The following is a 25,207-nucleotide window of genomic DNA, read 5'->3' as shown; positions in this document are numbered from 1 at the left end:
GCTGGTCGCTTCTAGCGCACATTCCCGGCCGCGCCAAATCGCCGAATCCCCAGATCCTCTTCCCCATGCCGTCCTCCCACAGAACCAGGAGCACCCAGCCATGTCCGACCTCTCCCAGAGCACCCCCGAAGAACCCTTCCGCGTGCCCGACGACAACCTCGACGACCTCGCCACCACCCTCGCCAAGACCATGGCCGAGGTCCGCCAGCACGGCGTCCTCCTCGACCGACTCAGCTCCGAGGGCGACGCCACCTCCGGGCCCCAGCGTGCCGCCCTCCCCGACGGAGGGGCCAAGGAGGATGCCGGTCCGACCTCCGTGTTCATCCTCGCCCTGGGCGGCGCGGAGTACGACGCCGAGATAGCCGCGCTGCGCGACTGGGTGAACCACCTCTTCCTGCCCGTCTACGGCCGGGAGATCAGCACCACCCGCCCCTGGTGTGCCCAGTGGGAGCAGCACCCCGAGGCGGTCGCCCGGCTGCACGGCCTGTGGCTGGCGTGGCAGCAGCTGACCGATGTCGAGGCCGGTCTGTCCGGGCCGAGTACCTGGCACCGCGACCACCTCGACCAGGCCCTGGTCCATCTGCGCGCGCCGGACGGGCCGTTCGCGGCCTGCACCACCTCGGCGAACCGGCCCAACCACCGGCTGCTGGCCACCCCGGCGCCCGAGTTGCTGGAGCTGGCCGCGTGAACACGATCGACTTCCGACTCGATGACGACTTCCGAGCCGCCGACTACGCTTCCTGGCGAGCCGAAGGCAGCCTGTTCGCGCCGGACCTCAGTGTCATCGCCGAGCACCACACCACCCCGAACGGTTCGCACAGCTTCTACCTGGCCCATGACGCCTCCGCGACCTGGGGGATCCCGGGCGAGCCGCAACTTGTCGCCGTCAAAATCGCCCGCAACCTCGCCGACCGGACGTTCACCTTCGAGGCGGCCCGCCACGCCCAGGCAGCGTTCGCCCAGAACTGGTTGGTTGAGCGCGGCTGTCCGCCGGACAGCTTCGTTCAGAGCGACGACTTCCTCCAGCCCGCCGACCAGCTGACCGCCCAAGCCGAGCAGCAGGTACGGGAATCCGGCGGGCGCTACCAGATCCTCGACACGCACACCTGGGACTCCGAGCCCTGCGAGTCGTGGACCCTGGTCCGCGACTCGGGCGCCACCGAGCAGCCCGTGCGGGTCTTCCTCGAAGAGGCCGACCTCGGTGCCGGCACCTACACCGTTCGCGAGGGCGCGTTCGCCGACGTGCAGTCGGCCCGTGCCTGGCTGGACGAGCGACCCGGCCCACTGCCCGAACCCCCGGCCGCAGCAGAACGTCGTGCCCGCGCGGCCCGCTCCCGCTCCACCGGCGCCCCGCTGAGCCCGAAGACCGGGCCGCAGAACAGCACTGCCAAGCCCACGCCCAGCAACCAGCAGCCGACCCGCGGGAGGCTGCTGTGACCAGCGCAAAGTTCGCGTTCGCCGCGCACCCCGACGCCATCGCCGACCTTCGCGAACTGCCCGACGGCATCCGCGACCAGGCCCTGCTGCACCTCCAGGATCTCGTCCACGGCGAGCGCGTCGCCACGCGTCTGGACGGCCGTCTCGAAGGTTTCCACAAGGTCATTCTCGGTGTCGGCGGCACCTGGGCCACCCACCGGCTGGTGGTGCAGTTCCGCGACGCGCCGGTCAACTCTAAGCACCGCCGCGAGGTGTTCCTCGTCGCCGCCGGGCCTCGCGCGGACTACGCCGTCTACCGCACCGCCCAGCAGCGGACGAACCGCGCACCTCGTGCTGCCGCCGACCTGCGCGCCCAGGCTGCCCTGGCCCGCTCGCCTCTCGGCCAGGACAGCACGCCTCCGATCCCGGCCGCCGCACCGCCCATCCCCGCAACCGCCCCGACCACCCGAAGGGTCCTGTCGTGATCCCCGAGCACGCCCCCACCTCGCGCGCCGAACTCGCCGCCCTGCTCACCGAGAGCGCGCGGAGCATCTCCGCGATCCTCGACGCCGAGTACCCCACGCCCACGTCCCGCTCCTACCTGCATCCGGTCCTGGGCGCGCTGTCCGCAGGTCCCGGGGTGATCACCGAGCTGAACGAGCGCTTCGAGGCCCTGGTCTCCCGGCCGCTGCCGGCCACGCCCGCTGGCCTGTTCACCGTCGCGTCCGTCGCCGCAGCGCTCGGCTGGCTGACCGAGTCCCTCGCCGAACTGACCACCGCCGTCGACCAGATCTGCACGAAGGCCGGCCTCTGCGAGGCACCGCCCGCCGACCCGCCCATCCACGGCACGGAAGAACTCGGCTTCCCCTTCAGCGCGGCGGAGTTGGACGGCATCCGCACGGCCGCCCAGGCCGCCGGGCTCAGCGCCGGGCAGTACGTCGAACTGCTGTCGCTGGCCCTGCTCGCCGACTCGCGTATCGCGGACGCCTGCGCCGAGATCTGCGACGGCCTGCTGGACGACGCGCGGTACGTGGAGGGCGAGGCGAGCGACCACCCGTGGACCACCGCCGGCTCCGACGGCCTGCCCACCCTGGTGCGCACCCTCCTGGCCCGGATGGAGGCGGGGGAGTGAACCCGCACGACGCCACCAAGCAGCCCGGCGCGCACCTGGTCTACGAGGTCCTCGGTGTCGAAGATCCCGAGTCCTTGGTCTCCCTTCACCCGTCCCGCAGCCCGCTGAGCATGCTTGCGACCTTGGTCGCTGACTCGAGCCGGGACGCCGACCGGCTGCACTCCGCCCTGCTGGAGCGGGCCGAGAGGGCGATCAAGACTCTCGAACGGCTCACCCGCGGCCCCGGCGGCGACCTGCGGGACTCGAGCGGCGTGCTGCGGTCCACCGGCGGAGAGATCGAAGTCCTCGCCGCCAGGCGTGGGCAAGCATTCGAGCACCTCACGTGCGCTGTCCACTCCTACGAGCGGTGCCGGCCCGCCCCCGTCAACGCACCGACGGCCACGCGCGAGCAGGCATTGGTCAGTCAGCAGGACGGCGCGAGGAAGTCCAGCACTGCTCGGGCGCCCTCGCAGAAGCAGCAGTTGAAGGTCCTGCTCGCTGCCGGACAGGGCAGCCTACGTCTGCATCAGAGCGCGCTGCACCCGGCCGATCGGTACTTCTCCGACGGCACCGGCGACTACGTGTTCATCTCGCCCGTGACGGTCGACTGGATGCAGGCCGAGGGTCTCCTCAGCCTCGACACCAGCACCACCGTGTACGAGGGGCAGTTGCTGCTCCTGACACCTCGCGGCGCCGATGCGCTGCACGCCAACGCCGACGGCACAACTCTGGCCGCTGCCGCGCTCAGCCGCAGCCGTCACGCACCGGCCACCGTGACCGCACCGGCTGCCGGCCCTGCCACCGGCCCCACCTCTCCCAAGCCCGCCCGCTCCCGCTGAATCCCCAGAAGAGGTACCACCGTGTCCACCGAGATTTACACCCGCAAGCTCGTCGAGCACCGGTACGGCCGCACCGTGGCTGAACTCCAGCTGAGTGCCGCTCGCCGAGCGCCGAGCGACCCTGTCCTTCCGATCGTCCTGCGGCGCCTGACCGCACTTGCCGTCACCGAGGAGCAGGAACGCGACGCCCGACGCCGCCTGGAGGCCGAGGGGCAGTGCCCGGAAGGCGATGGCGAACTCCTGCTGCTCTACGCCACCGAGTTCCTCGACCTCGACCGGCAGAAGCAGGCGGAGGCCGAGGTCATCTGGGAGCTCCTCGACGTCCGGCTTCTGCTGGATCAGCCCGCCGCCCGCCGCTCCGCAGCGACGCCGCCGAGCCACGCGGTGCTCGACGTCGAGCCCCTGATGCCCGCCGCCCGCGAGATCGCCGCCGGCCTGCGGTATCTCACCCGCGACCGCCTGCGCGAGGGCCTTCGCACCCGGGGCATCCAGGTCAGCAACCGGCGACTCGGCGCGGTTCTGCGGCGGCTGCGCGAGGAGCGAGCCACACCGAACCACGCCGTACGCCGCTGCCAGTGATCGCCAGAACCAACCACCCGTCCAATGGAGTTCAGCCATGCCCACCCCCACCGCACCCGACCGCACGGCCAGCACGCTCAACGAGGCGCGCGCCGAAGAGGCCCTTCGGGCCATCGCACCAAGGTGGACCACCTGGGTGGTGCAGACCCTCGCCCAGCACGGCCCGATGCGCGTCGGCGAGATCACCACCAGTCTGCCCTTCATCCACGACACGCTCCTGTCCAAGCGCCTGGCCGAGATGGAATCCCGCGGACTCCTCACCCGCGCGAACGCGATGCGAGCGCCCTACCAGCTCAGCGAAGCCGGCCGGGCCCTCGCCCCCGTCCAACGTTCCCTCGCCGACTGGTCCCAGACCCACCTTCCCCGTCTCGGCCAGGTCGCCGGGGCCGAACGCGTGGAAGACCCGCTGCGGCGCCTGGCCCCCCGCGAGACCGCGGCCGTACTCCAGGCGCTCGATGCCCACGGCTCCCTGCGGCTCACCCACGCAGCCGAGGCATCGGGCTTGGATGCCGGGTCGATCCAGTTTCGCCTGAATCGGCTTCAGCGAGACGAGCTGGTCACGCGCACCGGGCCGCGCCACGGCGACCCGTACACGCTCACCGAGGCCGGCCTGGCCGCGCTCCCGATCCTCGAAACCGTCGAGCGCTGGGGCCAATCGCTGAGCACGCCGCCTCCCCCAGCCGCAGCCGTGGCAGCCCGCGTCCGCCCCGGCCCCGAGACCGCGATGGGAACCGCCCGCACCGGCGCCGCAGCCGAAGGTGCCGGCGGCCGTCACCGCGCTCTCGTCCCCGGGCCGTCAGCGATGACCAACGGCAGACTCGCCCCCGCCGCGCGCCCGCCCCGGCGCCTGCGCCATCGCCCGCAGGCGCGCGGCCCACCTCCCTCGTCTAGGAGCACCCACGCCATGACCGCCAACCGATCCGACCCGAAGATGCTGGTCCGCCCCGTCTACCTCGCCGGCCACGGCAACCCCGAGCTGATCACCGGCCCTCTCGAATCCGCCCATGGCTGGGGCAAGGCCGTCACCAACACCGGTACCCACTACGTCAGTCCGTGCCAGAGCGTGCACATCGCGCACGTGCCCGGCAGCCGGTACGGCGGCTGGAAAGTCCTCGCCCACCGCGAACCCCTCGGCCCCCCAATCTGGGCCGCATCCTTCACCCGAGACACCCCTGCCGAGATCACCTCCGCTTTCACCACCACCCTCGTCGACGGCCTGCGCAGCAACCACCGCGACTACCTCGACGGCGGGCCCAAGTTCCAACCGCCGAGCCCCACCGGCGCTCTCGCCAACCGCGACTGGATCACCGACAACGAGGCACAGCAGTACCTGTACCAGCGCTCTCCGCAGGGCCACGCCTACTTCCGGATGCGCAAGTTCCACCTCGACGAGGCGGCCGAACTGCTGGAGCAGGGCCCGGCGCAGTGGACGATGTCCGCTTGCGTGGAGAGCGAGGCCGGCGAGCGCTGGCACGCCGACTTCACCGGCTACACCCCGCTCTACCTGGTACGCGAGGCCGTGGTGGCGTTCAGCAGCACCACCTCGGTCACCCGGGCACTCTCGGCGGTCCCCGAGCGCAACCTCTCCTATGTTCGGATGCGGCCCGCGCCTCCGCCGGTCGCGCCACGCCGGACGGCCGCTCTCTCCCGTACCGCCCAGCCCCGCCAGCCCGGCCCTGCTCCGACCGCAGCGCCGACGGCCGCCGGCTCTGCCAAGGCCGCAACCCGCCACCTGTGACCCGCACCCCGATTGGAGGAGCCGTGCCGTACGACCCGAACGACGAGCGGTGGCGCGACTACCACGTCAGCCCGCGCTACCTGGCCGGATCGACATACACCGGCGACCCGGCCATTCGCCCCCTGCTCGACGCCGACTGGAACATGAACCACGACGACCTGGGCCACGTCTACGTCAACTCACCCGACCACAAGCTCCGCCTGGGCTATCTGCCCGAAGGCGAGGACGACGCACTGTGGCAGATCACCGCTCACGCCCATGCCTTCGCCGCACCCCGGTGGCTGGTCACCTACCAGGACAGCACTCCCACTGAGATCGTCGCCGGGTTCACCACCGCGCTCGCGGCGGCATACGCCGAAGGCCCCGACTCCTACCTCGCCGCTCGCGGCCGTGACTTGGCGGAGCTCAACGTCGGCACCCCTCTCGTAGCGGCAGGCTGGAGCCACCGCTTCACCGCGGCCGACGTCATCTTCGAATCTCCCGACGGCCTGGCCGAGGTCCACCTGCGCCGCAACCACCTCGACAACGCTGCCGAGATGGCTGGCAACCGAGAACGCTGGCTCACCCTGGCCGGACCGCCTGACCGCCAGTGGTACGCCACCGCCTCCTCCCACACCCCGCCGGCACTGGTGACGGCGATGAACTGGGCGCTCACCGACCCGGCCCCCGTCGTCCGCTACAGCGACGATCTGCGCCTCCTGCCACCGCAGGCCACGGCAACACTGGTCAAACCGCCCGCGCCGACGCCGCTCGATGTCCGCCGCGCCCACGCCGCCCGCGCCCGCTCCCCCCTCGCACGCCCCGCCGCCGCGCGGCACGCCGCCGCGCCGACCCAGCGCCAGCACTCGCTGCCCAAGGTCCCGGCCCAGCTCCGCAGCCGCTGATCCCGTCCTGTTCGGAGGAGAACCGTGAACGCGCTCGACCCTGTCCAGAGCCAGCAGGCTGTCACTCCGCCCACCCTGGACTCGTCCTGGAACACCGACACAGAAGTCATGGCCCGGCTCAGCAATGCGACTCTCGCGCTGCTGGATGTCCTCGTCCACCGTTTCGACGATGAGCTGGTGTTCTCCGAAGCCCTCTGCGGCGGTGGCGAGTTCATGTGCGAGCTAGAGGGGCTCGACGAGTCCTTCGGACCGCTTGTCGAGGCCGAGGCCGCCCGTCTGGTCGCGGAAGCGGCCGGGCTACCGCCTGCCGGCCTGTTCTCCCCGTCCATGCCGGCCTACCTTGCCGCCGTCGACGCCCTCCCGCTGCAGCGCCAGGCGGACCTCGTACTCAAAGCCGCAGACCGCTACGCGGGGGCCTTGTCGCCGCCGGACCCGCGCATCGTCGCCTTCCACGCGCGTTCCACAGTCCTCCCCCACTGCCGTACCGATGCCGCTTCCGCTTCCGCCGTCCCTGCTGCCGCTCCTCGGTCCTCTACCGCACCCCGGCGCTGACCCTTCTCTGCCTAAGGACCCACCATGCCCGACTCCGGCACCCCGCCCCTGGAACAGGCCGACGCGCTGATCGCCGCAGCCTGGGGCCGCCCCATCGAGGAGTTGGAAGCCCTCGCCCCCCGCCGCCCAGTGGACGACCCGCTCCTGCGCTCGGCGATGCACATCCGCTCGTCCCTGGTCGTGTGGAGCAACTCCATCGCGGTCCACCAGGACCGCCTGCACGCGCTCACCCGGCCAGGGCACACCCCGGCCTTCTACGACCTGGAGCGGATCACCGACTGCGCGACCGGTCTTCGGGTCGCACACGCCGAGAGCCGTACCGCGCTGCAGGCCATCAGCCATGTGATCGAGGCCCGCAAGGCCGCCACAGCCGCAGAGCCGGCGCCGGCGGTACGCCTTGCGCAGGCCGCTGTCGCCCGGTCGGCGCACGCCCCGCGCCCCCTTGGCCAACCGCCCGGCGAGCTGGCGCCGTCGGCCGCTGGCGGGCCTGCTGCGGCCGTGGCCGGGCCCAGGCGATAGCGGGTCAGTCTTCGCGCTGCTCGCGGTCGGCGCCTCGCCACGAGGAGCCGACCGCACGGGCCAACTCGTCCAGCGTCAGCTCAGTCCGGCCACCGTCTGCGGCGCGCTCCCGAAGGACCGCGTCCGGCGCTGACCGCTCCCCGCGCGTGCGCACGGCCCACTGGCCGTCGTCGACCATCGCGATGTCACCCACCGTCCAGGGCCGTCCGGCCGACCGGATCTTGCGCTCCAGCGTCGCCCCGTCCCGGTGTCTGCTGCGGTGCTCGGTCATGGTGCTCCCCCTTCGTCCCGCTGCGGCCTTTCACCGCAACCCACTTACGACACCGGAGGGGGCGGCTTCATTCCCGCGTGAGTCTGCGGCGCCATGCCTCCGGCAGTTCGCCCACGGCAGACGCCCCACTACCGGGAATCGACTACGCACTTCGGCATGCCGCATGCCAACGTACGGGTGTCGGGAAAAACCGCAGGTCAACGAAGGGATCGTCCAACCGTGACCGCCTCTGCCACCCTCCTCCACCCCACCTCGCAGGACCACGACCGCCTCGCTGGCGACCACTGCGCCGAGCACGTCCTGCTCCTGCTCGACGCCCTGGGCTGGACCGTGGTCAGCACTCCCGAAGCCAACTTCCACGCCACCAGCCCGGACACACGCCTCTACCTCGCCTGGCTCCCCGAGGACCCCGGCGCCTGGGCGCGCGGGATCGTGTGGCGGCTCAAGGTCACACCGCGCGAAGGCCAGCCCTGGACCCAGGAGTTCAGCATCGACGCCCCCTCCGAGGCCGTCGCCGCATTCCTGGCCGCGCTCACGAGCTGACACCGCACCACCCACTAACCCCAAACAGCCCTGACTGACCGAAGGAGCTACCACCATGTCCCGCAGCATCGAATCCGCGCTCGCCGACGACCTGCCCGAGGGCGAGTCCCCGATCGCCGGGCGCCTCCTCTACCAGAGCCTCCAGGCACGGGATCTGCCCTTCCAGCCGATACACACTGGTGGCGGCTACTTCGCCCTGTGGCTCGAACTGCCCGACGGCGAAATCCTCATCACCGACGACGACGCCCAGATCGCCCGCCCCGCCGAGTTCCACAGCGCCTGGGTCGCCTGCTTCTACCGAAGCAGCGAGGACGACATCGACGACGAGCCGCTGGAGATCTACCTCAGCACCGGCGGCCTCACCCACGCCGAGGACACCGATGCCTGCGTCTCGGCCGTCGCGGCCTGGCTCGCCTCCCATCGGCCCGCCTGCACAGCCCAGATTAGTGCTGGTGTCGAACTCGTCGACGCCGCCCTCGCCCACTCGGCGAAGGGCACGGACTCCAACCCGGCGTTCGGCCTGGCCACCTGATCTGCCCACCACTTCACAAGCCGTCCGCCACGAGGCTGCTACCACCGCGAAGGGAAACCCCATGACCCACAAGGCCCCCCTGGTCAACCACCACGCCGACCACAGCATCTGCCCGAAGGACCACAAGCACACCGTCACCGGCAAGCCCACCCACCCCGACTGCCCCGGCCGGGCCTACACCAAGGCCACCTGCTCCTGCGGCAAGTGGGAGTTCGAATGCTCCGGCAAGGGCTACGTCAACGAGGAACGCAAGCGACACCTCGCCACCCACCCGAAGCCGACGCCCGGCGGCCCCAAGGTCCTGCGCGACCTGCTCCGCCTCGACGCCGAGTAACTCCCGCTCCGACCCCGCCCCGACCCCGCCTACCAGGAGGCTCCCGTGCCCCAGTACTTGACCGTCGGCCACCTTCTCCGCCAGCTCCAGAACATCGACCCCGCCCTGCCGATCCGCCTCGCGATCAACCCCGACTGGCCCTTCACGCACTACCTCGGCGCCGACATCGTCGTGAAGGACGGCGTCGCCTTCATCGCCGACGACGGCCAGGAGGGCTACCTCCCGACCGCCGTCCGCGACGCCCTCACCTGGGGCTGACCCACCCCACCAACGCTCGCGAACCAAAGCCCGGAGGCCACCATCGCCGACCACCTTGCCGCCAACGACACCGCCCTGACCGACCTGGCCCTGCGGCCGATGCCGCCCGGCATCCGCGGCGCGCTCGTCCAGCGCGTCACCATCCGCCCCGACGGCCCGCTGGACGTCCGCTGGCTGCCCGCCGACTCCGCACCGCTCGACCTCGGCCAGATCCTGCTCATCTGGGAGCCCGCCTCCCACAGCGGAATGGACGTCACCGCCCGCCTCGGCCTGGCCACCACCGAGGTCCTCCTGGCCACCTGGCCCGCCGCTCCCGACGACTGGCCGCGCCTGGTGCGCCCCACCCTCGCCGAAGTCACCAGCCTCTGCGCCGCCCTCAAGGTGGCCACCGCCGCGATCAAGTACGCCAACCGCCTCGCGCGCTCCTGATCACCAAGACCACCAGGCCGCCCCGTGCCCGCTGGCAGGGGCGGCTTCGCCATGCGCCCAGGCCCAGGAGGTGCCCAGGATTGCGTACGCTCATCAGCAGGAACGACGAGGAGACGACCATGGCCGACGACCAGCAGCTCTGGGGGTACGAGGAGGTCGCCACCTACCTCGGCAGCAGCATCGGCGCCGTCCGCAGCCGCAGGTCCCGGGGCAGCATGCCCGCACCCGACGACACCAGCGTGCCGGACCGGCCCCGGTGGCACCCCTCAACGATCCGCGCCTTCAAGCCCCTCGGGCGAGGCTTCCGCAGCGACCTCCACACGAGCGTCCAGCATCCCTCGTCAAGCTGAGCCCGCTCGCTGACGGCGCGTAGGCTCGTACCGTGACCGAGCCGTGCCCAGCCCGCCGTTCCCCTCACCCGACTCGGCTGTCCTACGGGTGATCGTGGGCAACGCGCTCGCCTCCGTGGAGAGCGGGCAGGCCAGCGTCCAGCAGGCAATCCTGCACGCTGCGGTACACGGCGGGGAGGAGGGCCACATCCAAGGAGAAGACGAGTGCCCGGGTTGCGATTACCGGGGCCGACTGCCCAAGAACACCCGCCACGGATGACCAGCCCGAAGCAATGGGCCCACGACGTCCAGTCTCTGGCCTACTACGCCAGCCGCGACCTCGAAGCCCGCGGCACTAGCCTGCGCGTTTCACTTGCGGTGGCGTCCGCATCGTGATCGAAAACGCGAAAGTGCCTTCTGAGCTGGGATGATGAGGCTTGTCTAAGGTCTCCGTCATCCCAGCAGGAAGGCACTTTCTACGTGCACACTACCGGGTCACGTCCCTGGCTCGTCGTCTCCACCGATGGGCGAGGGGTGGTCAGCCACGCCGGATCCCGACTGCTGGCCGATCTCGCCGACGCCACCGGCCTCACCCGTACCTTCAGTGATGCCCTATGCCGGCTGCGCCCGCGGGGCACCGGTCACGATCCGGGGCGGATCGCCGTCGATCTGGCGGTGATGCTCGCCGACGGCGGCGAGGCGATCGCCGACCTCGCCCTGCTTCGCAACCAGCCCGAGGTCTTCGGGGCGGTCGCCTCCAGCCCGACCGCCTGGCGGTTGCTGGCCGGCATCGATGCGGCCGCGCTCGGCGCCCTGCGCGCGGCCCGCGCCGCCGCCCGGGAGATCGCCTGGCTGCAGACCGGCGAGACCCGCGACGGCGTCCCCGCCTCCCACACGGGCGGACGTGAACTGCCCGGTCTGGTCCTGGATATCGACGCCACCCTCGTCACCTGCCACTCCGAGAAGGAGAACGCCGCACCGACCTACAAGCACGGCTTCGGCTACCACCCGCTGCTGTGCTTCCTCGACAACACCGGCGAGGCCCTGGCCGGTGTGCTGCGACCAGGAAACACCTCGGCCAATCTCTCTGGCCCGCCACTGCCGTTCGGGCGCTTCCTGCAGCACGGCCAGGACGCGTGTCATGCGGTTGCCGGCCTTGCTGGCACCGACGAACTCGCGGGCTGTGGTTGTCGCCAGGGCGGGGCGAGGGGGCGGTGCCCCGAGGAGGTTGATCGTCACGGAGGTCATAGTCCGGCTCGTGTCGGGGCGGCCGTCCGCTTTTCGTTCCGCGTAACGGGAGATGGGCGACTTCACCTTGCGGGTGATGACGCGGGGGCGGCGGGCTGGTGACAGTGCCGATAGAAGCCGGTGTCCGATCGTGCCGATGCCCTCCTCGAGGACTTCTTCCGTGCACACGAGCAGGTCGCGGGCTGTGTGGAAGGCGATCGTGAAGCAGCAGCGGTCGGGATTGGTGCCGGGCCGGGACTCCGCCGCCTCGACCATGACCCGTCGCAGCAGTTGGTAGAGGACCAGCAGGCCCACATCTCCTGCTCGACGCCGAAGCGGTCGCCGGAGCGCAGGATGCGTCCGTTGAGGATGGTGTGACGCAGGGCGTAGTAGGCGCTCTCGTGTTCCCAGCGCTCGTGGTAGAGGCGGACGAGGCGATCGGCGGGGTAGCGCCGGGCGTCCAGCAGGGTGGTCACCAGCCGGTAGGAGCTTTCGAAGCTGCTGCCGTCCGAGCAGGTGACGCCCACGGTGGCCTCGACGATGCGTACCGGAACACCGCCGATGACCGAGAGATAGGAGGAGTCCGCCAGAGGCTGCAGGACGGGCGGGCGGCGGCGGGCGTTGATACGGCCCACGACCTGTGCGCCGGTAGCGTGCACGGCGGCGAGGAAGTCGTTGCCGTCGAAGCCCCGGTCCCACAGCACCAGCATCCCGGGAGCCAGATGCTGCAACAGCCGGGTGGCGTAGGAGGTTTCGCCTTCCCGGGTAGGTCCGAAGACCGCCCCGATCACCGCGCGGGTCCCGGTCTCGACCAGCGTCATCAGCTCGATCTGGGGATAGCCGCCGTGCGGGCAGCGCCCCAGCCAGGCCCGGTTGCGTTCGGTGTCGGGCAGCTTGATCGAGCCGCAGCCGTCGAAGGAGACCGTGCGGTAGGGGCCGAAGCACACCCCGGGAGTGCGGGGCTGAGCCAGTGCTCCGGCCACCACCTCGAACAAGGCCTTCATCGGCGCGCAGCCCACTCGGCGGCGCAGATCGCGCAGGCCCTTCGCGCTGGGCGCCGGCAGGACGCCGCCGAGCCCGGAGGTCATCTTGTCCCACACCAGCCGGTACCCGACCTCCGGGAACAGGCACATCGCCACCAGGAAGTACACCCCGACCCGCGAGGGCAGTTCCCGCAGCCGCCGCTGGACCGCGCGGGTCTCTTCCAGGACCGCGTCCACCAACTCGAAGGGCAGGAAAGGAGTCAGGCCGCCCAGATGCCCCGGGGCGAACCGGCCGGCCGCCACAGTGACCGTTCGGGTGATAGCCGTCAGCGCTGACGGCACGGCAGAATGCAACGGCAACGGAGCTCCTCGGGTGCAAGCTGTCTTGGTCGACTGCCTGTACCAACGAGCTCCGTTGCACTTTGTCCTCGGACTTTTCAACGCGCTTGCGCGACCCGCGAAACCGCTAACTACCCGGCCTTGGGGGAACTTCACCACCCCACCCACTCACACACCTCAAGCATCGACGAGGCCGGGATGATTCACCAGTACAGGATCCACTCACCACCGGAGCGGATCGCGTGGCCCTGCAAGGTGATCCGCTCATCCCCCGCAATGATCGGTCCCGGTGATGAAAGCTTGTGCATGAGCAGCCCACGGTGCAGGACCATACTTCCGAGGGCGTAAGGATGGTAGGCCCAGGTGCGTCGTTTCGCGTAGGACTCGATGCTTGTCGCCGCGCCGCGGGCGAGGGCGGACCGGTACCGTTCGAGTTCGACGTCGTAAACAATCAACCCCGTTCCGTTCGACGGCATCCGCAGCGGGACGGTCACACTCAGCGGCGGCACTCCCGCGTCTGGCGGCGCGGATAGTCTGAGGCTGCTGTACTGCAGGTCGAAGTGAGCCGAGGCCCGGCCCGCGAGCGAGATGGCATTGCCGCGGAAGACGTGCAGTCCTGGTAGCGCGAGTTCGTCGTTCCGGTAGCCGACGGGTTCTCCCAGCGTCTTGGCCAGCACCTCCTGGAGGCTCAGGTAGAGCCCCTCGAATGCCTTCCACAGACCGGCGTTCGAGGCAGCCAGCGGCCGGTAGTAGTCCTGCTCCGGGTCGGCGTTCTGGCCGCAGACGTCCAAATACGCCGAGCGGCCGTACGTCACGAACTCGCCGGGCTTGTCCGGTCGGCGGTCGACCATGAGATCCGGGTTCTCCTCGGCGGCGCGCACCACCTCGGCGCAGGCGTCCGCCTCCAGGAACGAGAACTGCTCGAGCTGTCCGGCGCTCATCGCTTCCCTCCCTCAGTCAGGAATGCGAGCAGTGCCCGGGTAATCTCGCCGTCCACCCGCACGTCGTAGTGGCTGTACCCGGGCATCGGATTCACTTCGAACACCCATGCCGAATCGTCGCCAAGGCGCAGATCCCAGCCCGCGAAAGCGAGACCGGCGGCCGCGGTCCCTGCCACGAGGGCCTTTTCGAGCTCCGTGTCCAGATCGATCCGCCGGTAGGACGCACGCCGGTCGGTGCGGTAGTCCGCGGAGTCTGAGCTGATGGCCTGGGCGATCGCCTGGTCACCGACGATGTGCACCCGTACGTCCGTGCCCGCGACCCAGCGCTGCAGATGGATCGGGCCGCTGCGCTCGTCGTACTCGTCGAGATCCGCGGGAACCATCACCCGGCAGTCGGCCCGCTGACCGCTCAGCGGTTTGGCGACACAGGGTCCTTGTTCGACGAAGTCTCGCAGCAGCCGCGCGGACGATGTGGTCAGGCTCGGTGGTACCGCAAAGCCCTGCCGGGCGAGCAGCTCCTCGTGCAGCGGCTTACACGAGTTGTCGCCCGGATGGCCGGGACGGTTCACAACCCGTCCGGGAGCGAGCTCGAGCCATGCGCTCCACGCCTCGGTGACGGCGTGCCACTCTGCGGCCCGAGTCGGCAGTTGGGTGCCGAGGTCGATCAGTCGGCAGTACACGGAGGCTTCGGGCACGAGGGTGAGGTCGACGCCCTCCGCCGACACCCAGGACGAGCGGTCCGGTGGCAGGCCCAGCCGCCACCGCCCCTCTGTCTGGTGGCCGAGGTCGACGAGGGTCACGTGGGCGCCCAGCTCGGCAGCCGTCCTCTCGAAGTGGCTCAGCGTGGGATCGGCGCCAAGGCCGACGGCAATGATCACGGGCAGAGCTCCCCGAGCAGGGCCTCGCGGACAGTTGTCCAGAGGGGTCCGAGTTCGCCGAGTGAAGGCCAGGGATTGACCCGCCCCAGCTCAAGGCCTACCGCGCCGCTGCGCCTCCAGGTGAGCGTGGCGAAGCTCAACCCGAGTGCCTCGGCGACCTGGAGCGACGACCGCCGAATGCGGTCGTCGGCCGCGGGATCTTCCCCGGCGGGCTTGTTGTCCGAAGCGCCGGTCCGGGCCGGGACGAATACGCGTGTGCCGACAACGCAGGCGACGGATGCCGTGCTGTCGGAGGGAATCCGGTCGGCCCGGTAGGGGCCCCGGTCGGACACCACTCCGGCGGCTGGCAGGGTTACCCAGCTTCGCCGGTCCTGGAACCACCAGTCGCCACCGCCGCTGGGCACGCCGGCGGACGAGGCATGGCCGGTGAAGACTTCCGGCTCCCGCCCCTGGAGACCGGCACGGTGGCGCAGCACGGCGGTCGAGCCCGAGGTCCGTCCACCGAGGCCGTACCGGCTGGGCCGGTTGACCACGCGTGCGGTGGTCAGCGCGGCGGCCGCCCAGACCAGCCCTCGGATCTCCGCGTGGTGGAATAGGAGTTGCTCGCGCGACCCGGGCGGCGGTGGTGCCGGTGGCCGGAGAAACAGCGGGCAGGACGGTGTGACGGTGGCCCCGTCATCACACCGTTGGATCGTCAGCCGTCCGGCGGCGGCACGATGATCCAGCCGTTCGACGGTCAGGGCCTGGTCGCGCGCGTAGCTTTCTAGGCAGTCCGCCAGCGCGTCAGTGGGCTCCGCCACGACGAGCAGTTCTGGGGTGGTACAGGTCACGGTGGTCACCTCAGGACATCGAGCCACGAGTGACCGCTCGCTGGACGCGTTCCGGATGTGCCCGTGCGATGGCCTCGAACGCGGCGACGGGCAGCTCTGCCGCATCGCCGAGGCGGGTGAACGAGCCGTCGAAATCGACTCCGCTGACCTTGTCGCCTTCGACGCCGGATTCGATGACGAGCTCCTTCTCCTCCTTGCCCTCCTTGAACTCCTTCTCCTTATTGTCCTTCGGTTCCTTATCGTCCTTGGTCTCCTTATCCTCCTTGTCTTTTTCCTCCTTGTTGAACTCCTTATCCTCCTTGTCTTTATCCTCCTTGTCTTTTTCCTCCTTGCTCTCCTTCTCCTCCTTCTCCTCCTTGGTCTCCTTGCCCTCCTTACCTTCCTTGCCTTCCTTGAACTCCTTGTCCCCGTCGTCCTTTACGGGCTTGAGGATTTCGATGGCCTTGCCGTGATGCGCGAGGTCCTGGGGCGGCTGGATGTCGGACCACCCTGTGATCGGCACGCCGTCGAACGCGCCGTCCTTGCCGTCGATCTTGACCCTTTCGGGGTCAAGGCCTGCGCTGATCCTCGCGAACACCGTAGAAGTCACCCCGCGTGCATACGCGGCGGCGAGCCCTCCGAGCACGTTGCGGCGCTGCCCCGAGAGAAAGGGCTTGATGTCGTCACTGTCCGGCATGGACCGCCCCTTCCGGAGCAACGAAGGCGCGAAGCAGCGCGCCGACCCGGATGCCGTTCACGATGAGGCCGTCGAGATCGCAGTTGCGGAGCTCGACTCCCCGGAACGAGCAGCCATCGAAGAGCGATCCGTCGAGCTCTGACGACTCGAAAGTGATCCCCTGCAGATTGCAGCTGTGGAAGAGCGAGTTGAAGAAGTTAGACTCCGTTACGAGTGAATGAGGGGCCTCGGCCCCGGCCAATGTCGAACTGGTGAGATCGGGCCGAAGTGCAAGCACGTTGGGCCGGAGTGCAGCCGGAACGTTCTCCGTCATCCACCCCACCTCCTGTCCACTCGATGAAATTGCTTCGTCCCGCATGCTTTCGCATCTGAACTACATCAGGCACGGGTCGGCGCGACCGGGGACCGGACTTCACTCGATAGAGTGAAACCGTCCTCACCCACCGTCGTGATCACGGTGAAAGGGCATTCCGCATGGAACCCTCGCGGAGGAGGTTCAACAGTGGGATACGTGGTGGCGACAAGCCCGCGGAGCGGCAGTTGGCTGCTCTGCGAACTGCTGGGGAGCACTGGAATCGCGGGCCGCCCCGCAGAGTACGGAGCTCGGGCGGACACGGGGACCTGGCAGGGCCATTACGGGTGCTCGAGTCATGCCGAGTACTTCTTCCGGTTCCCCGCTCTCATGACGACGGCGAACGGCGTGTTCGGCGCAAAGCTGATGTGGCCTCAGTGGTCGAGCCTCGGAGCGGACGCACGGCACTACCTCGGCCGCCCACCGGATGCGTTCGCGCTGCTCGATTCACTTGCGGGGCCCCTACGCATACTTCGCCTGCGCCGGCTCGACACGGTGCGGCAGGCCGTGTCACTGGTTCGCGCCCAGCAGACCGGCCAGTGGTCGCTGCAGCATGGCGAGATCCCTTGCCCCAATGCCGCTGCCTACGACGCCGAGGCCGTACGTGCAGCGCATTCGGTTCTCCAGTGGCAGAACGCCGAGTGGGACCGTGAGCTGCGCAGGCTGGCCGTACCTGTGCTGGGTCTGGAGTACGAATCCTTGGCCGCCGATCCCGAGGGCACACTCCGCACCGCAATGGAGTTTCTCGGCCTGCCGTCCCAGGGGCGATTCCGGCCGCCGACCCTGCGTCGCCAGGCCGATGCCCTGACCGAGGACTGGGTCACCCAGGCACGGGCCGATCTGACCCTGAATATTCAGCAGTTGGCTGATCTGACGTGAAGTTAGCCTGCGTGTTTCATCCGGGGTCGCGTCCGGATCATGATCGGAAAAGCGAAAGTGCCTTCTGAGCTGCAACGATGAGGCTTGTCTAAGGTCCCAGTCGTACCATCAGGAAGGCACTTTCTGCGTGCACAATACCCGGTCACGCCCCAAGCTCGTCGTCAGTGCCGACGGGCTCGGGGTGGTCAACCACGCCGGCTCGCGTCTGCTGGCGGATCTGGCCGACGCCACCTCGCTGACCAGCGCCTTCAGCGACGCCCTTCACCGGCTGCGACCGCGCGGGACCGGGCACGATCCCGGCCGCGTCGCAGTGGACCTGGCGGTGATGCTCGCCGACGGAGGCGAGGCGATCCGGGACCTGGCTGTGCTGCTCGACCAGCGCGACGTGTTCGGCCCGGTCGCCTCCACCCCGACCGCCTGGCGCGTCCTGGCGGGCATCGACACCAACAACCTGAACGCGCTGCGGGCAGCCCGGGCCGCTGCCCGCGAGGTCGCTTGGCTGCAGACCGCCGAGACCACGGACGGGATACCGCCAGCCCGCGCCGGAGGACGTCAACTGCCCGGCCTGGTCCTGGACATCGACGCCACCCTGATCACCTGCCACTCCGAGAAAGAAGAGGCCGCCGCCACCTACAAACGCGGCTTCGGATACCACCCGATGCTCTGCTTCCTGGACAACACCGGCGAGGCCCTCGCCGGCATCCTGCGACCCGGCAACGCCGGAGCGAACACCGCAGCCGACCACATCACGGTCGTCGACGCGGCCCTCGCGCAGATTCCCGATGCCCACCGCCACGGCACCCCGGTCCTCATCCGAACCGACAGCGCGGGCAGCGCGAAAGCCTTCCTCGCGCACCTACGCGCCCTGCGACAGCGCGGCATCCAGACCACCTTCTCCGTCGGACACGCCGTCACCGAACAGGTCCGCAAGGCCATCCGGGTCCTACCCGACCGGGTCTGGCACCCGGCCCTGGAACAGGACGGCACGCTTCGTGCCGGTGCCGAAGTCGCTGAGCTGTCCGGCCTGGTCGACCTCACCGGATACCCGGACGGCACCCGCATCATCGTCCGCCGCGAGCGTCCCCATCCAGGCGCCCAGTTGTCCCTGTTCGACCAGGACGAAGGCATGCGCCACCAGGTCTTCCTCACCGACACGCCCGTCGCCGGCGGCGGCTCGATCCAGTACCTGGAGGTCCGCCACCGGGCTCACGCCCGGGTCGAGGACCACATCCGCTGCGGCAAGACCACCGGCTTCGGCCGCTTCTCCTCCCGACGCTTCGCCATCAACCAGGTCTGGCTGGAGCTGTCCCTGACCGCGATCGACCTGCTGGCCTGGGCCCGGACCCTGCTGCTGGATGGCGAGTTGGCCACTGCCGAGCCCAAGAAGCTCCGCTACCGCCTCCTGCACGTTGCCGCCCGGATCACGCGCGGAGCCCGCCGCCTACGCCTGCGGATCGCCGCCACCTGGCCCTGGCGCCACGAACTGACCGCGGCGTTCAGTCGCCTGGTGGCACTACCCCGACCGGCCACCTGACAGACGAAGCCGCCCCTGACCACCCACGACCCGAGGACCCAGGAGCACCCGGCCATCGCGCCGGGCCCTCGGCATGCCCAACGTCCCACGGCAGCCCCGCGACCTCCGACACAGAGATCACCCCAGATCAACCGACGCGAACCGAAACACGGAGGCTAGGCTCTGCCCAGCGTCGGCGCCGACCCCGCCTGCCCCGCTGCTCCTCTCCCCTCCTGAGACTGACGGCGGCTGCTGGAAGCGGGCGCTTCACCGACCGCACCCTGCACACGCAAGCAGCGAGCCCGAATCTTCACCAATTGCCACAGGACGTCGTACACACCTGCCCCGACTTCAGCCATGATGCTCACATGGCTACCATCCAGTCCGCAGCGGAGATCAACCCCCTCTTGGCGCACCTCAAGGGGCGGACAATCACAGCGCTGCAGGTGCTCGGCATCAACTCGTTGAAGTCCGTTTCACCGCCGCCAGACGCACTCGCGGGTGAAGTTGTGACAGCCGCCGAGATCGTCGAGCGAACCATCAACGTCACCACTGCTGACCACCTCATCACGTTCGACCTTCAGCGGACTGGTCGTGTTGTTCTCCACCCGGCCGCGGAACCATTTCGGCTGGTGGCTGGGGCCGCCCGCCCCACCGTTCGGCTCCTCATGGACGACGGATCGGGCCTGGATCTCACCGAGCCCGCAAAGACGAAGCGGATCACGGCGACGATCTCAGCCCTGCCTGGATGACCTCCGCCGCATCGAAACGATCAACTTCCCAGACGGCATCGATGCAGCTACTCTCGACGCAGGACTTCGAGCACGTCATCGGGAGAGCCATGGCCCAGCAGACCCACCGCAAGGACGACCTCCTGGTCTCCTGCAACTTCATCCGTGCAGTCCGAGAGTCGGGCTACGTCAGCCTCTCGACGGCCCTCGCGGAACTCGTCGACAACTCCCTGCAGGCTGCGGCCACGGTGATTTCGATCACGCTTACGCGTCCTGCGGCCGGCGGATTCCCAGAGATCCGCGTCGAGGACAACGGGGTGGGCATGTCGCGCCCAGAACTCGAGGCGTGCCTACGGTTCGGCGGTTCATCGCGCTTCGACGAGCGGAGGTCGTTCGGCAGGTTCGGAATGGGCCTGCCTGCTGCGTCCCTTAGCCAGGCTCGGAGGGTCGAGGTGACCTCCTGGCAAGGCGGCAAAGCTGCCCACCAGGTCTGCTTGGATGTTGATGCAATCGTCGAAGGCGCTCCGGTCGACCTCCGTGCTCGCCGACGGGACGGTGACACCACGGGGTCGGGCTGCCTCGTAGTCTGGCAGAACTGTGACCGAATCGAGTACAAGCGCCTCGCTTGGCTCGAGCGCGCTCTGCGCCGCGACCTGGGCCGCATGTATCGAAGGTTCCTTAGCAACCGCAATGTCACCCTGAGTATCAACGGGAAGCAAGTCGAGCCGGTCGACCCCATGCTCCTCGCAACCACTATCGAGGGTCACAGCGCACGCCTGGCCTTCGAGCCGCTCCGCTACGAACTCGCCTCATCTTCAGGCGAGACGGCCTTCGTCACCGTTCGCTTCGCCATGCTCCCCGTTGATCACTGGCACCACCTCGACAACATGACCAAGCGACGTGTCGGCATCGTAGGCGGCGCTGGTGTCTCGATTCTCCGTGCCGGCCGCGAGATCGCAAGCGGCTGGCTTCTCATGGGTGGGAAGCGGAAGGAGAACTATGACGACTGGTGGCGCTGCGAGATCGAGTTCGACCCTGAGCTCGATGAACACTTCGGCATCACCATCAACAAGCAGGGCGTGCGGCCCTCCCCAAGGCTCGAGGAGGCACTCGGGCCGGAGCTCGAGTCGATCGCCCGGCTCTTGAACTCTCGCGCACGTCAGGCCTTCGAGGAGGTCAAGTTTCGAGCGGCCACGGAGACGTCGTGCCGGATTGCCGAGGCCGCCGATCTCGACCTGCCCGTGATCCGAAGGACGGGGAAGGGTACGGGCGCTCTGACCTACAGGATCGGATCACAGCAGCTTCCGGTCGGGACCATGTTCACCTCGGCCCTGAAGCGGCGCACGCTCGACGTTACACTGAACGTTGATCACCCGGCCTTTGCGGCGCTGTACCACCCGCTGCAGACACTGAGCGAAGAGGCGGCGGGGGAACTGCGCGTCGCCCTCGAGCTCTTCCTCTTGTCCCTGGCTCGCACCACCACGCTGCTGGGCCGCGATGGACAGAACTGCGACACTCTCCTGCAACTTTGGAGCAGGACCTACGGACGGATGCTCCAGAAGTCATGAAAGAGAAGGCCGCGCTCCTCCCCCTGGGTCTGCCGACGGACGCCTCTCGCCAGGAACGCCAAGGGTTCGCCCGCCTCTGCGCCCTGCTGGAGACCGCCGCGGCCGACGGCAAGGACCTGGGTGATCACGAGCGGTGGCTCCGCGCCGCCAAGATCACCAAGCTCTACGAGCAGCCCATGCTCGCCGCTGCCGCTCACTGCGTCATCGACCTCGTCGACCAGGGCTGGACCGTCAAAGCGGACAGGTCCAATGCCGTCTTTGCTCCCCCGTCGGCGCACGGCGACCGCGGGGCGGAGAAGGCTCGGATCCGGCGCCAGGAGCTCCTCCGTCGAGACGAGCAACTCTCGAGGAGTAGCGTTCGACGATTCGTCGAGGGTATGGAGCGCGCCCACGAGCACGGCGGCCGACTGATCTCCGTTTTCAACCTCATGCGAGATGGCCGTGAATTGGCGGACGCCCTTCAGGACGCAACCGCTGCCGCCGACGCCATCAAGCCCTACGTCCAGATCGTGGATTCCTCGACGTGCGAACGGACCGGATTCAAGCTCCATGACATCTGGCGCTACTTCCGGCACACGTGGTCCAACGCCTACGCCACCGTCCCTGGCCGCTCGATGCCAATCTTGATCAGGGACGCCGCCACCGAGTTTCATACCGTGATCGGTCTGGCAGCGATCTCCAGCCCGATTGTCCAGATTGCCGAGCGCGACCGCTGGATGGGCTGGGAAACCGATCAGTTCCTTGAGCACCTGCGTCTTAAGCCCACCGACGATGGTGCTGAATGGCTAGCGCAAAGGATCGAGGCCCAGCGCACTGAGATCTACCTCGACGACCTCCTGTGTGACGGCGTCCTCCAACCGACTGACCTGGTATCTTCCGCGCCCGAGTCCATTGCACGACTGCGGGATGACGCTGAGCGACATCGCCAGAGGCATCACCAGACCAGCACGATCCGTGAGGTCCGCAACATCGGACGCGATGCCTGGGTAGAGAGGGCCAAGTCTGACCTGTTTCGAAGCAAGCGCTCGGCAGCCCTCGCTGATGCGCTCGAAATCAGCACGCTCCTCGGAGCGTATCTGTCTCCGCCAACCGCCGAAGGGCTCACCAAGGCCTTCTCGGATCCCAAGGCCCGCACACAGATGCGTCGTGTCGTCCGCCGCGCACGAGGAGAGCGTGTCGGCACTGTGATCGCCGATCTCACGGTCTGTGGTGCCGTGGCGCCGTACAGTGCCCTCGCCGCTGGCAAGCTCGTAGGGGCGTTGGCCGTCTCCCCGCCTGTGCTCGCGGCCTACCGCGAGAAGTACACGCGTCCGAGTGAGATCGCATCCGCGATGGCCGGCCGTCCCATCATGCGCGAGGCGCGTCTTTCCTTCGTCGGAACCACCTCTCTCTACGGCACTGGGTCAAGCCAGTACAACCGGCTGTTCTGGCCGGCCGAGGTTATGGGGGGCGACAGCGCTACCCGGATGGGCTTCTACGAACTTGGCCGTTCACGCTCGTTCGGAACGTCCCACTTCTCCGAGGAGACCGTCGACGCCCTCACCCGGCTGCCGGCGCTGCGTGGCTCGCTCGTCCGCGTGAACAGCCTCTTCGGCGAAGGAGTCAGCCCTCGACTGCGCAAGGTCCGGCTGGGGCTCGCGGCACTCGGATGGCCCGCCAACGAACTCCTCCGGCACGGCCGGGAGCGCATCCTCTACGGTGTTCCACTGGTCAAGAACCTCCGTGACTACTCACTAGGTGTCGACGGAGAACCGCAGTACCTGCTGGATCCAGAACTGCCCGAGGCTGATGCCAAGGTCGCCGACTGGTGGCTCGAGCGCTGGTGCCGGCCGCGGGCAAGGCGCAACGAAGTCCTGGAGTCCATGCGTGCTCACCGGCTGGTCCGCCCAGTTGAGCACGGTGCCCGCGTGCCGCTGCCTCGCAGAGAGGTGGAACTGCCCGTCGGCGAGGGGATGCTCCCGCTCGCCTAGCACGGGCCCAGGCGGCCAACGCAGATAGCCCACGTCGCTGGCTGCCACCCCCGGAGATTCAAGGGTGTGGCAGCCAGCGGCAAGGAGCGCCGGCGCGGTCGGTGCGTCTATCGGGAACAGTTGGGACAAGGCACACGCGAGTTCCTAGGCTTCTCCGAGATCCGGAGCCGAAGATCCTGAAATGTGACGCAGGAAACTCGAGTCGACCACGATATTTCCTATCAGGCGCCACGCACGGCGCTCGTAAATCAAGTCCCCCGTCACTGTAAACGGGATTTTGCGCTCGTACGACATGATGGCCCAGCCGTGATCTTCTCCCCTTAGAGGAACCTGAACACGCAGGGACTTCCCGTCCACCTCCGCCTCAACAGTGACGATCGCCGCCTCGTCACCGCTAGGCATGGAGTCGTCCCGCGCCAGTGACTTAACAAGTCCGACGAGCGTTTCTCGCCGGGCAGGGTCATCCCTCTGAATAAGCCTCTCTCGGATATGCGGAAACTCGCCAATAAGGTCCCGACCGAACACAATTGTCGCCAGTCCGACATCCGGCTTTCGTTCCGCAGCCGCCCACTCAAATGACAAGTCCAGCGAATTGAGATATTGCGGCGCCGACAAGTCTTCGAGCGACTCGACCAAGTCCACACTAAGGCCCGATTCGCTTGCAGCGGCAAGGGAGTGATGCCTCCCAGTTTGTGCCAATAGTCTCGTGGCTTCTAGACCTCTCGCCAGGGTCTCCATAACTCGACGTGGGAACGTGATCGTCGATTCCTCGGCGTCCCCCAGACGCGCCACAACCGTAAACACAAAACTGCCCTGCTTGGTGTGACCGAGCCGAACAGCCCGATCTAGAAACTCCCCCACCGCCGGCGGTCGGCGCCCTTTGTGCGGGTGATTCGGGTCTGCGGCTGACGTGGCCGAAGCCTTCATCATCTTGTGAATCCCCCGAAGTGTCCTTTCGGCCTGCTTGAAGGGGATCGTGCCATCGGTCATGCGCTGGTCAAGGCGAACAAAGAAAAGATCTGCACGCGTGGCTAGGACATGCTCAAGAAGTTGTCCGGCATCCCAATCATGGATGTGACCCAGCGATTCCAGCGCATCAATGAAGCGTGGCGTGAAGTCGGCAAAGTCTGTGGCCAAGGGGATCATGACACGCGGCGCCATCAGAAGTGGACCAGCTGATCGGTAACGCCAGACTTCACGGACTTTCGTCTGACGCTGCTCCAGTTCCCAGTCCTGCGAAGCGAGAAACTGGGATACTGCTGCCGGAGTAAGCGCGGAGGCCACCTCCCGGTACGTGTCAAATGTCGCCCGACTCACCTCTGCCCCTCCTCTGCATCGCCGATGGACTTCATGATGCCCCGAAGCTGCTCACCCGTGAACAGATTCCGACGGGGCAGATGAACCGTGTGGTAGTCCTTGATTGGGCCGTCGTGTCTGAGGTTTTCAGCCGACTCCCAGAACATTCGGCTGCGCGTGAACAGCCCCCATTCCTCTACGCTAAGCCACGGCTCGGGATCACGCGGTATCAGGAGGACGCCGAGGTACGCCGGAATGTATCGCTTACCTCGGGTCAGCTTGCGGAATGGCTTTGCCTTCATCCGCCAAGTCATACTGTCGTCTTTAAGTAGACTTTCTTGGTAGGTGCACTTCAGCTGAAGCTCGAATTGAGGGCCATAGAAACCACGGTACTCTTGCGACGAGACGATAGTGATGTCGACGCCCTCGTAGTCAGTCTCGTGAGGCTTGATGGAGCATCCGGCTGCATAGGCGATCATCCGCGTGAACGAAACGCTGAAGTGTTCCTGCAGCGCAGTGATGGGAACTTGACCTTCCGCAAGGTCATCTTCACCCATGGCATCTTCACTGCCACCTACTGACATATCCCCCTCCTGGCTTCTCCCGACGGCGGTCTATGACCGTCACCCTGATGACCATTTCCGTGCTGACATTGCTCAGCCGCAGGCGGCCCGCCGCCGGATTGAGCCG

At 68.2% G+C, this 25,207-nt stretch carries 30 protein-coding genes and 1 pseudogene; 22 read left to right on the top strand and 9 right to left on the bottom strand.

Going from position 1 to position 25,207, the window contains the following annotated elements; genetic code table 11:
- Positions 1-100 precede the first annotated feature (100 nt).
- Genes ACZ6NC_RS06485 through ACZ6NC_RS06440 form a run of 10 tightly spaced genes read left to right on the top strand, consistent with a single transcriptional unit; the run spans position 101 to position 7,638 of the window.
- Positions 101-688 (top strand): DUF4913 domain-containing protein, encoded by a 588-nt coding sequence (locus ACZ6NC_RS06485; RefSeq protein ID WP_465729562.1) that lies wholly within the window; start codon positions 101-103, stop codon positions 686-688.
- On the top strand, positions 685-1,437 hold the full coding sequence (locus ACZ6NC_RS06480) for a glycosyl hydrolase (RefSeq protein WP_465729560.1): 753 nt from the start codon (positions 685-687) through the stop codon (positions 1,435-1,437). The genes ACZ6NC_RS06485 and ACZ6NC_RS06480 overlap by 4 nt, the downstream gene beginning before the upstream one ends.
- Positions 1,434-1,901: a hypothetical protein gene (locus ACZ6NC_RS06475; protein ID WP_465729558.1), complete on the top strand. Its 468-nt coding sequence runs from the start codon at positions 1,434-1,436 to the stop codon at positions 1,899-1,901. Before ACZ6NC_RS06480 ends, ACZ6NC_RS06475 begins: the two co-directional genes overlap by 4 nt.
- On the top strand, positions 1,898-2,548 hold the full coding sequence (locus ACZ6NC_RS06470; RefSeq protein WP_465729556.1) for a hypothetical protein: 651 nt from the start codon (positions 1,898-1,900) through the stop codon (positions 2,546-2,548). The genes ACZ6NC_RS06475 and ACZ6NC_RS06470 overlap by 4 nt, the downstream gene beginning before the upstream one ends.
- Positions 2,545-3,366, top strand: coding sequence for a hypothetical protein (locus ACZ6NC_RS06465; RefSeq protein ID WP_465729554.1), 822 nt, complete (start codon positions 2,545-2,547; stop codon positions 3,364-3,366). Before ACZ6NC_RS06470 ends, ACZ6NC_RS06465 begins: the two co-directional genes overlap by 4 nt.
- A gap of 21 nt (positions 3,367-3,387) precedes the next feature.
- A complete protein-coding gene (locus ACZ6NC_RS06460; RefSeq protein WP_465729552.1) occupies positions 3,388-3,945 on the top strand; it encodes a hypothetical protein in 558 nt (185 codons plus the stop codon).
- A gap of 37 nt (positions 3,946-3,982) precedes the next feature.
- Entirely contained in the window at positions 3,983-5,683 is a 1,701-nt protein-coding gene (locus tag ACZ6NC_RS06455) for a DUF317 domain-containing protein (protein WP_465729550.1), read from the top strand.
- Positions 5,684-5,706: 23 nt separating this feature from the next.
- A complete protein-coding gene (locus tag ACZ6NC_RS06450; protein ID WP_465729548.1) occupies positions 5,707-6,567 on the top strand; it encodes an SPDY domain-containing protein in 861 nt (286 codons plus the stop codon).
- A gap of 24 nt (positions 6,568-6,591) precedes the next feature.
- The gene (locus ACZ6NC_RS06445; RefSeq protein WP_465625723.1) at positions 6,592-7,119 is read left to right on the top strand and encodes a hypothetical protein; all 528 of its coding nucleotides are present in this window, start codon (positions 6,592-6,594) and stop codon (positions 7,117-7,119) included.
- Between the two features lie 24 nt (positions 7,120-7,143).
- Entirely contained in the window at positions 7,144-7,638 is a 495-nt protein-coding gene (locus ACZ6NC_RS06440; RefSeq protein ID WP_465625725.1) for a hypothetical protein, read from the top strand.
- A gap of 4 nt (positions 7,639-7,642) precedes the next feature.
- Here the strand turns inward: ACZ6NC_RS06440 and ACZ6NC_RS06435 are convergent, their stop codons facing one another.
- Positions 7,643-7,909 carry a hypothetical protein gene (locus ACZ6NC_RS06435; protein WP_465625727.1) on the bottom strand — a complete coding sequence of 89 codons (267 nt, stop codon included), beginning with the start codon at positions 7,907-7,909 and terminating at the stop codon, positions 7,643-7,645.
- Positions 7,910-8,128: 219 nt separating this feature from the next.
- Between ACZ6NC_RS06435 and ACZ6NC_RS06430 the strand changes: the two genes are divergently transcribed.
- The 7 genes and pseudogenes from ACZ6NC_RS06430 to ACZ6NC_RS06400 all read left to right on the top strand — a co-directional run.
- On the top strand, positions 8,129-8,452 hold the full coding sequence (locus ACZ6NC_RS06430; RefSeq protein ID WP_465625729.1) for an SPDY domain-containing protein: 324 nt from the start codon (positions 8,129-8,131) through the stop codon (positions 8,450-8,452).
- 55 nt (positions 8,453-8,507) lie between these two features.
- On the top strand, positions 8,508-8,984 hold the full coding sequence (locus tag ACZ6NC_RS06425) for a hypothetical protein (protein WP_465729546.1): 477 nt from the start codon (positions 8,508-8,510) through the stop codon (positions 8,982-8,984).
- Positions 8,985-9,045: 61 nt separating this feature from the next.
- Complete coding sequence (locus ACZ6NC_RS06420) at positions 9,046-9,318, top strand: hypothetical protein (protein ID WP_465625733.1); 273 nt, start codon at positions 9,046-9,048, stop codon at positions 9,316-9,318.
- Positions 9,319-9,363: 45 nt separating this feature from the next.
- On the top strand, positions 9,364-9,576 hold the full coding sequence (locus tag ACZ6NC_RS06415; RefSeq protein ID WP_465625735.1) for a hypothetical protein: 213 nt from the start codon (positions 9,364-9,366) through the stop codon (positions 9,574-9,576).
- 99 nt (positions 9,577-9,675) lie between these two features.
- Complete coding sequence (locus ACZ6NC_RS06410; protein ID WP_465625737.1) at positions 9,676-10,005, top strand: esterase; 330 nt, start codon at positions 9,676-9,678, stop codon at positions 10,003-10,005.
- A gap of 80 nt (positions 10,006-10,085) precedes the next feature.
- Positions 10,086-10,355 (top strand): MarR family transcriptional regulator, encoded by a 270-nt coding sequence (locus tag ACZ6NC_RS06405; RefSeq protein ID WP_465625739.1) that lies wholly within the window; start codon positions 10,086-10,088, stop codon positions 10,353-10,355.
- 396 nt (positions 10,356-10,751) lie between these two features.
- Positions 10,752-11,417: pseudogene (locus ACZ6NC_RS06400) on the top strand (transposase); the annotation flags it as partial.
- A gap of 227 nt (positions 11,418-11,644) precedes the next feature.
- Here ACZ6NC_RS06400 and ACZ6NC_RS06395 read toward each other — a convergent pair.
- From ACZ6NC_RS06395 to ACZ6NC_RS06370, 6 genes are all read right to left on the bottom strand, one after another.
- Entirely contained in the window at positions 11,645-12,886 is a 1,242-nt protein-coding gene (locus ACZ6NC_RS06395) for an IS4 family transposase (protein ID WP_465729544.1), read from the bottom strand.
- Between the two features lie 200 nt (positions 12,887-13,086).
- Positions 13,087-13,824 (bottom strand): hypothetical protein, encoded by a 738-nt coding sequence (locus ACZ6NC_RS06390; protein WP_465729542.1) that lies wholly within the window; start codon positions 13,822-13,824, stop codon positions 13,087-13,089.
- Positions 13,821-14,702, bottom strand: a complete 882-nt coding sequence (locus ACZ6NC_RS06385) for an ATP-grasp domain-containing protein (protein WP_465729540.1) — start codon at positions 14,700-14,702, stop codon at positions 13,821-13,823. The genes ACZ6NC_RS06390 and ACZ6NC_RS06385 overlap by 4 nt, the downstream gene beginning before the upstream one ends.
- The gene (locus ACZ6NC_RS06380) at positions 14,699-15,532 is read right to left on the bottom strand and encodes a hypothetical protein (protein WP_465729538.1); all 834 of its coding nucleotides are present in this window, start codon (positions 15,530-15,532) and stop codon (positions 14,699-14,701) included. The genes ACZ6NC_RS06385 and ACZ6NC_RS06380 overlap by 4 nt, the downstream gene beginning before the upstream one ends.
- A gap of 10 nt (positions 15,533-15,542) precedes the next feature.
- Positions 15,543-16,208 (bottom strand): hypothetical protein, encoded by a 666-nt coding sequence (locus ACZ6NC_RS06375; protein ID WP_465729536.1) that lies wholly within the window; start codon positions 16,206-16,208, stop codon positions 15,543-15,545.
- Positions 16,195-16,521, bottom strand: a complete 327-nt coding sequence (locus tag ACZ6NC_RS06370; protein WP_465729534.1) for a pentapeptide repeat-containing protein — start codon at positions 16,519-16,521, stop codon at positions 16,195-16,197. Before ACZ6NC_RS06370 ends, ACZ6NC_RS06375 begins: the two co-directional genes overlap by 14 nt.
- Positions 16,522-16,632: 111 nt before the next feature.
- Here ACZ6NC_RS06370 and ACZ6NC_RS06365 point away from each other — a divergent pair, with 111 nt between their 5' ends.
- The 5 genes from ACZ6NC_RS06365 (at position 16,633) to ACZ6NC_RS06345 (ending at position 23,221) form a co-directional block, all read left to right on the top strand.
- Complete coding sequence (locus tag ACZ6NC_RS06365; RefSeq protein ID WP_465729532.1) at positions 16,633-17,439, top strand: Stf0 family sulfotransferase; 807 nt, start codon at positions 16,633-16,635, stop codon at positions 17,437-17,439.
- A 127-nt stretch (positions 17,440-17,566) separates the two neighbouring features.
- Positions 17,567-18,973, top strand: a complete 1,407-nt coding sequence (locus ACZ6NC_RS06360) for an IS1380 family transposase (RefSeq protein WP_465729530.1) — start codon at positions 17,567-17,569, stop codon at positions 18,971-18,973.
- 347 nt (positions 18,974-19,320) lie between these two features.
- Complete coding sequence (locus tag ACZ6NC_RS06355; protein WP_465625741.1) at positions 19,321-19,704, top strand: hypothetical protein; 384 nt, start codon at positions 19,321-19,323, stop codon at positions 19,702-19,704.
- Complete coding sequence (locus tag ACZ6NC_RS06350) at positions 19,701-21,251, top strand: ATP-binding protein (RefSeq protein ID WP_465625743.1); 1,551 nt, start codon at positions 19,701-19,703, stop codon at positions 21,249-21,251. Before ACZ6NC_RS06355 ends, ACZ6NC_RS06350 begins: the two co-directional genes overlap by 4 nt.
- A complete protein-coding gene (locus tag ACZ6NC_RS06345; protein WP_465625745.1) occupies positions 21,248-23,221 on the top strand; it encodes a Druantia anti-phage system protein DruA in 1,974 nt (657 codons plus the stop codon). Before ACZ6NC_RS06350 ends, ACZ6NC_RS06345 begins: the two co-directional genes overlap by 4 nt.
- A 144-nt stretch (positions 23,222-23,365) precedes the next feature.
- On the opposite strand, the gene ACZ6NC_RS06340 is transcribed toward ACZ6NC_RS06345, so the two are convergent.
- Together ACZ6NC_RS06340 and ACZ6NC_RS06335 are read right to left on the bottom strand one after the other, a co-directional pair.
- Positions 23,366-24,538, bottom strand: coding sequence for a hypothetical protein (locus ACZ6NC_RS06340; RefSeq protein ID WP_465625746.1), 1,173 nt, complete (start codon positions 24,536-24,538; stop codon positions 23,366-23,368).
- The gene (locus tag ACZ6NC_RS06335) at positions 24,535-25,101 is read right to left on the bottom strand and encodes a DUF4365 domain-containing protein (protein ID WP_465625748.1); all 567 of its coding nucleotides are present in this window, start codon (positions 25,099-25,101) and stop codon (positions 24,535-24,537) included. Before ACZ6NC_RS06335 ends, ACZ6NC_RS06340 begins: the two co-directional genes overlap by 4 nt.
- Between the last annotated feature and the right edge of the window lie 106 nt (positions 25,102-25,207).

The organism is Kitasatospora sp. NPDC041988, assembly GCF_055588525.1.
This window is presented reverse-complemented; position numbering and strand designations above follow the sequence as displayed.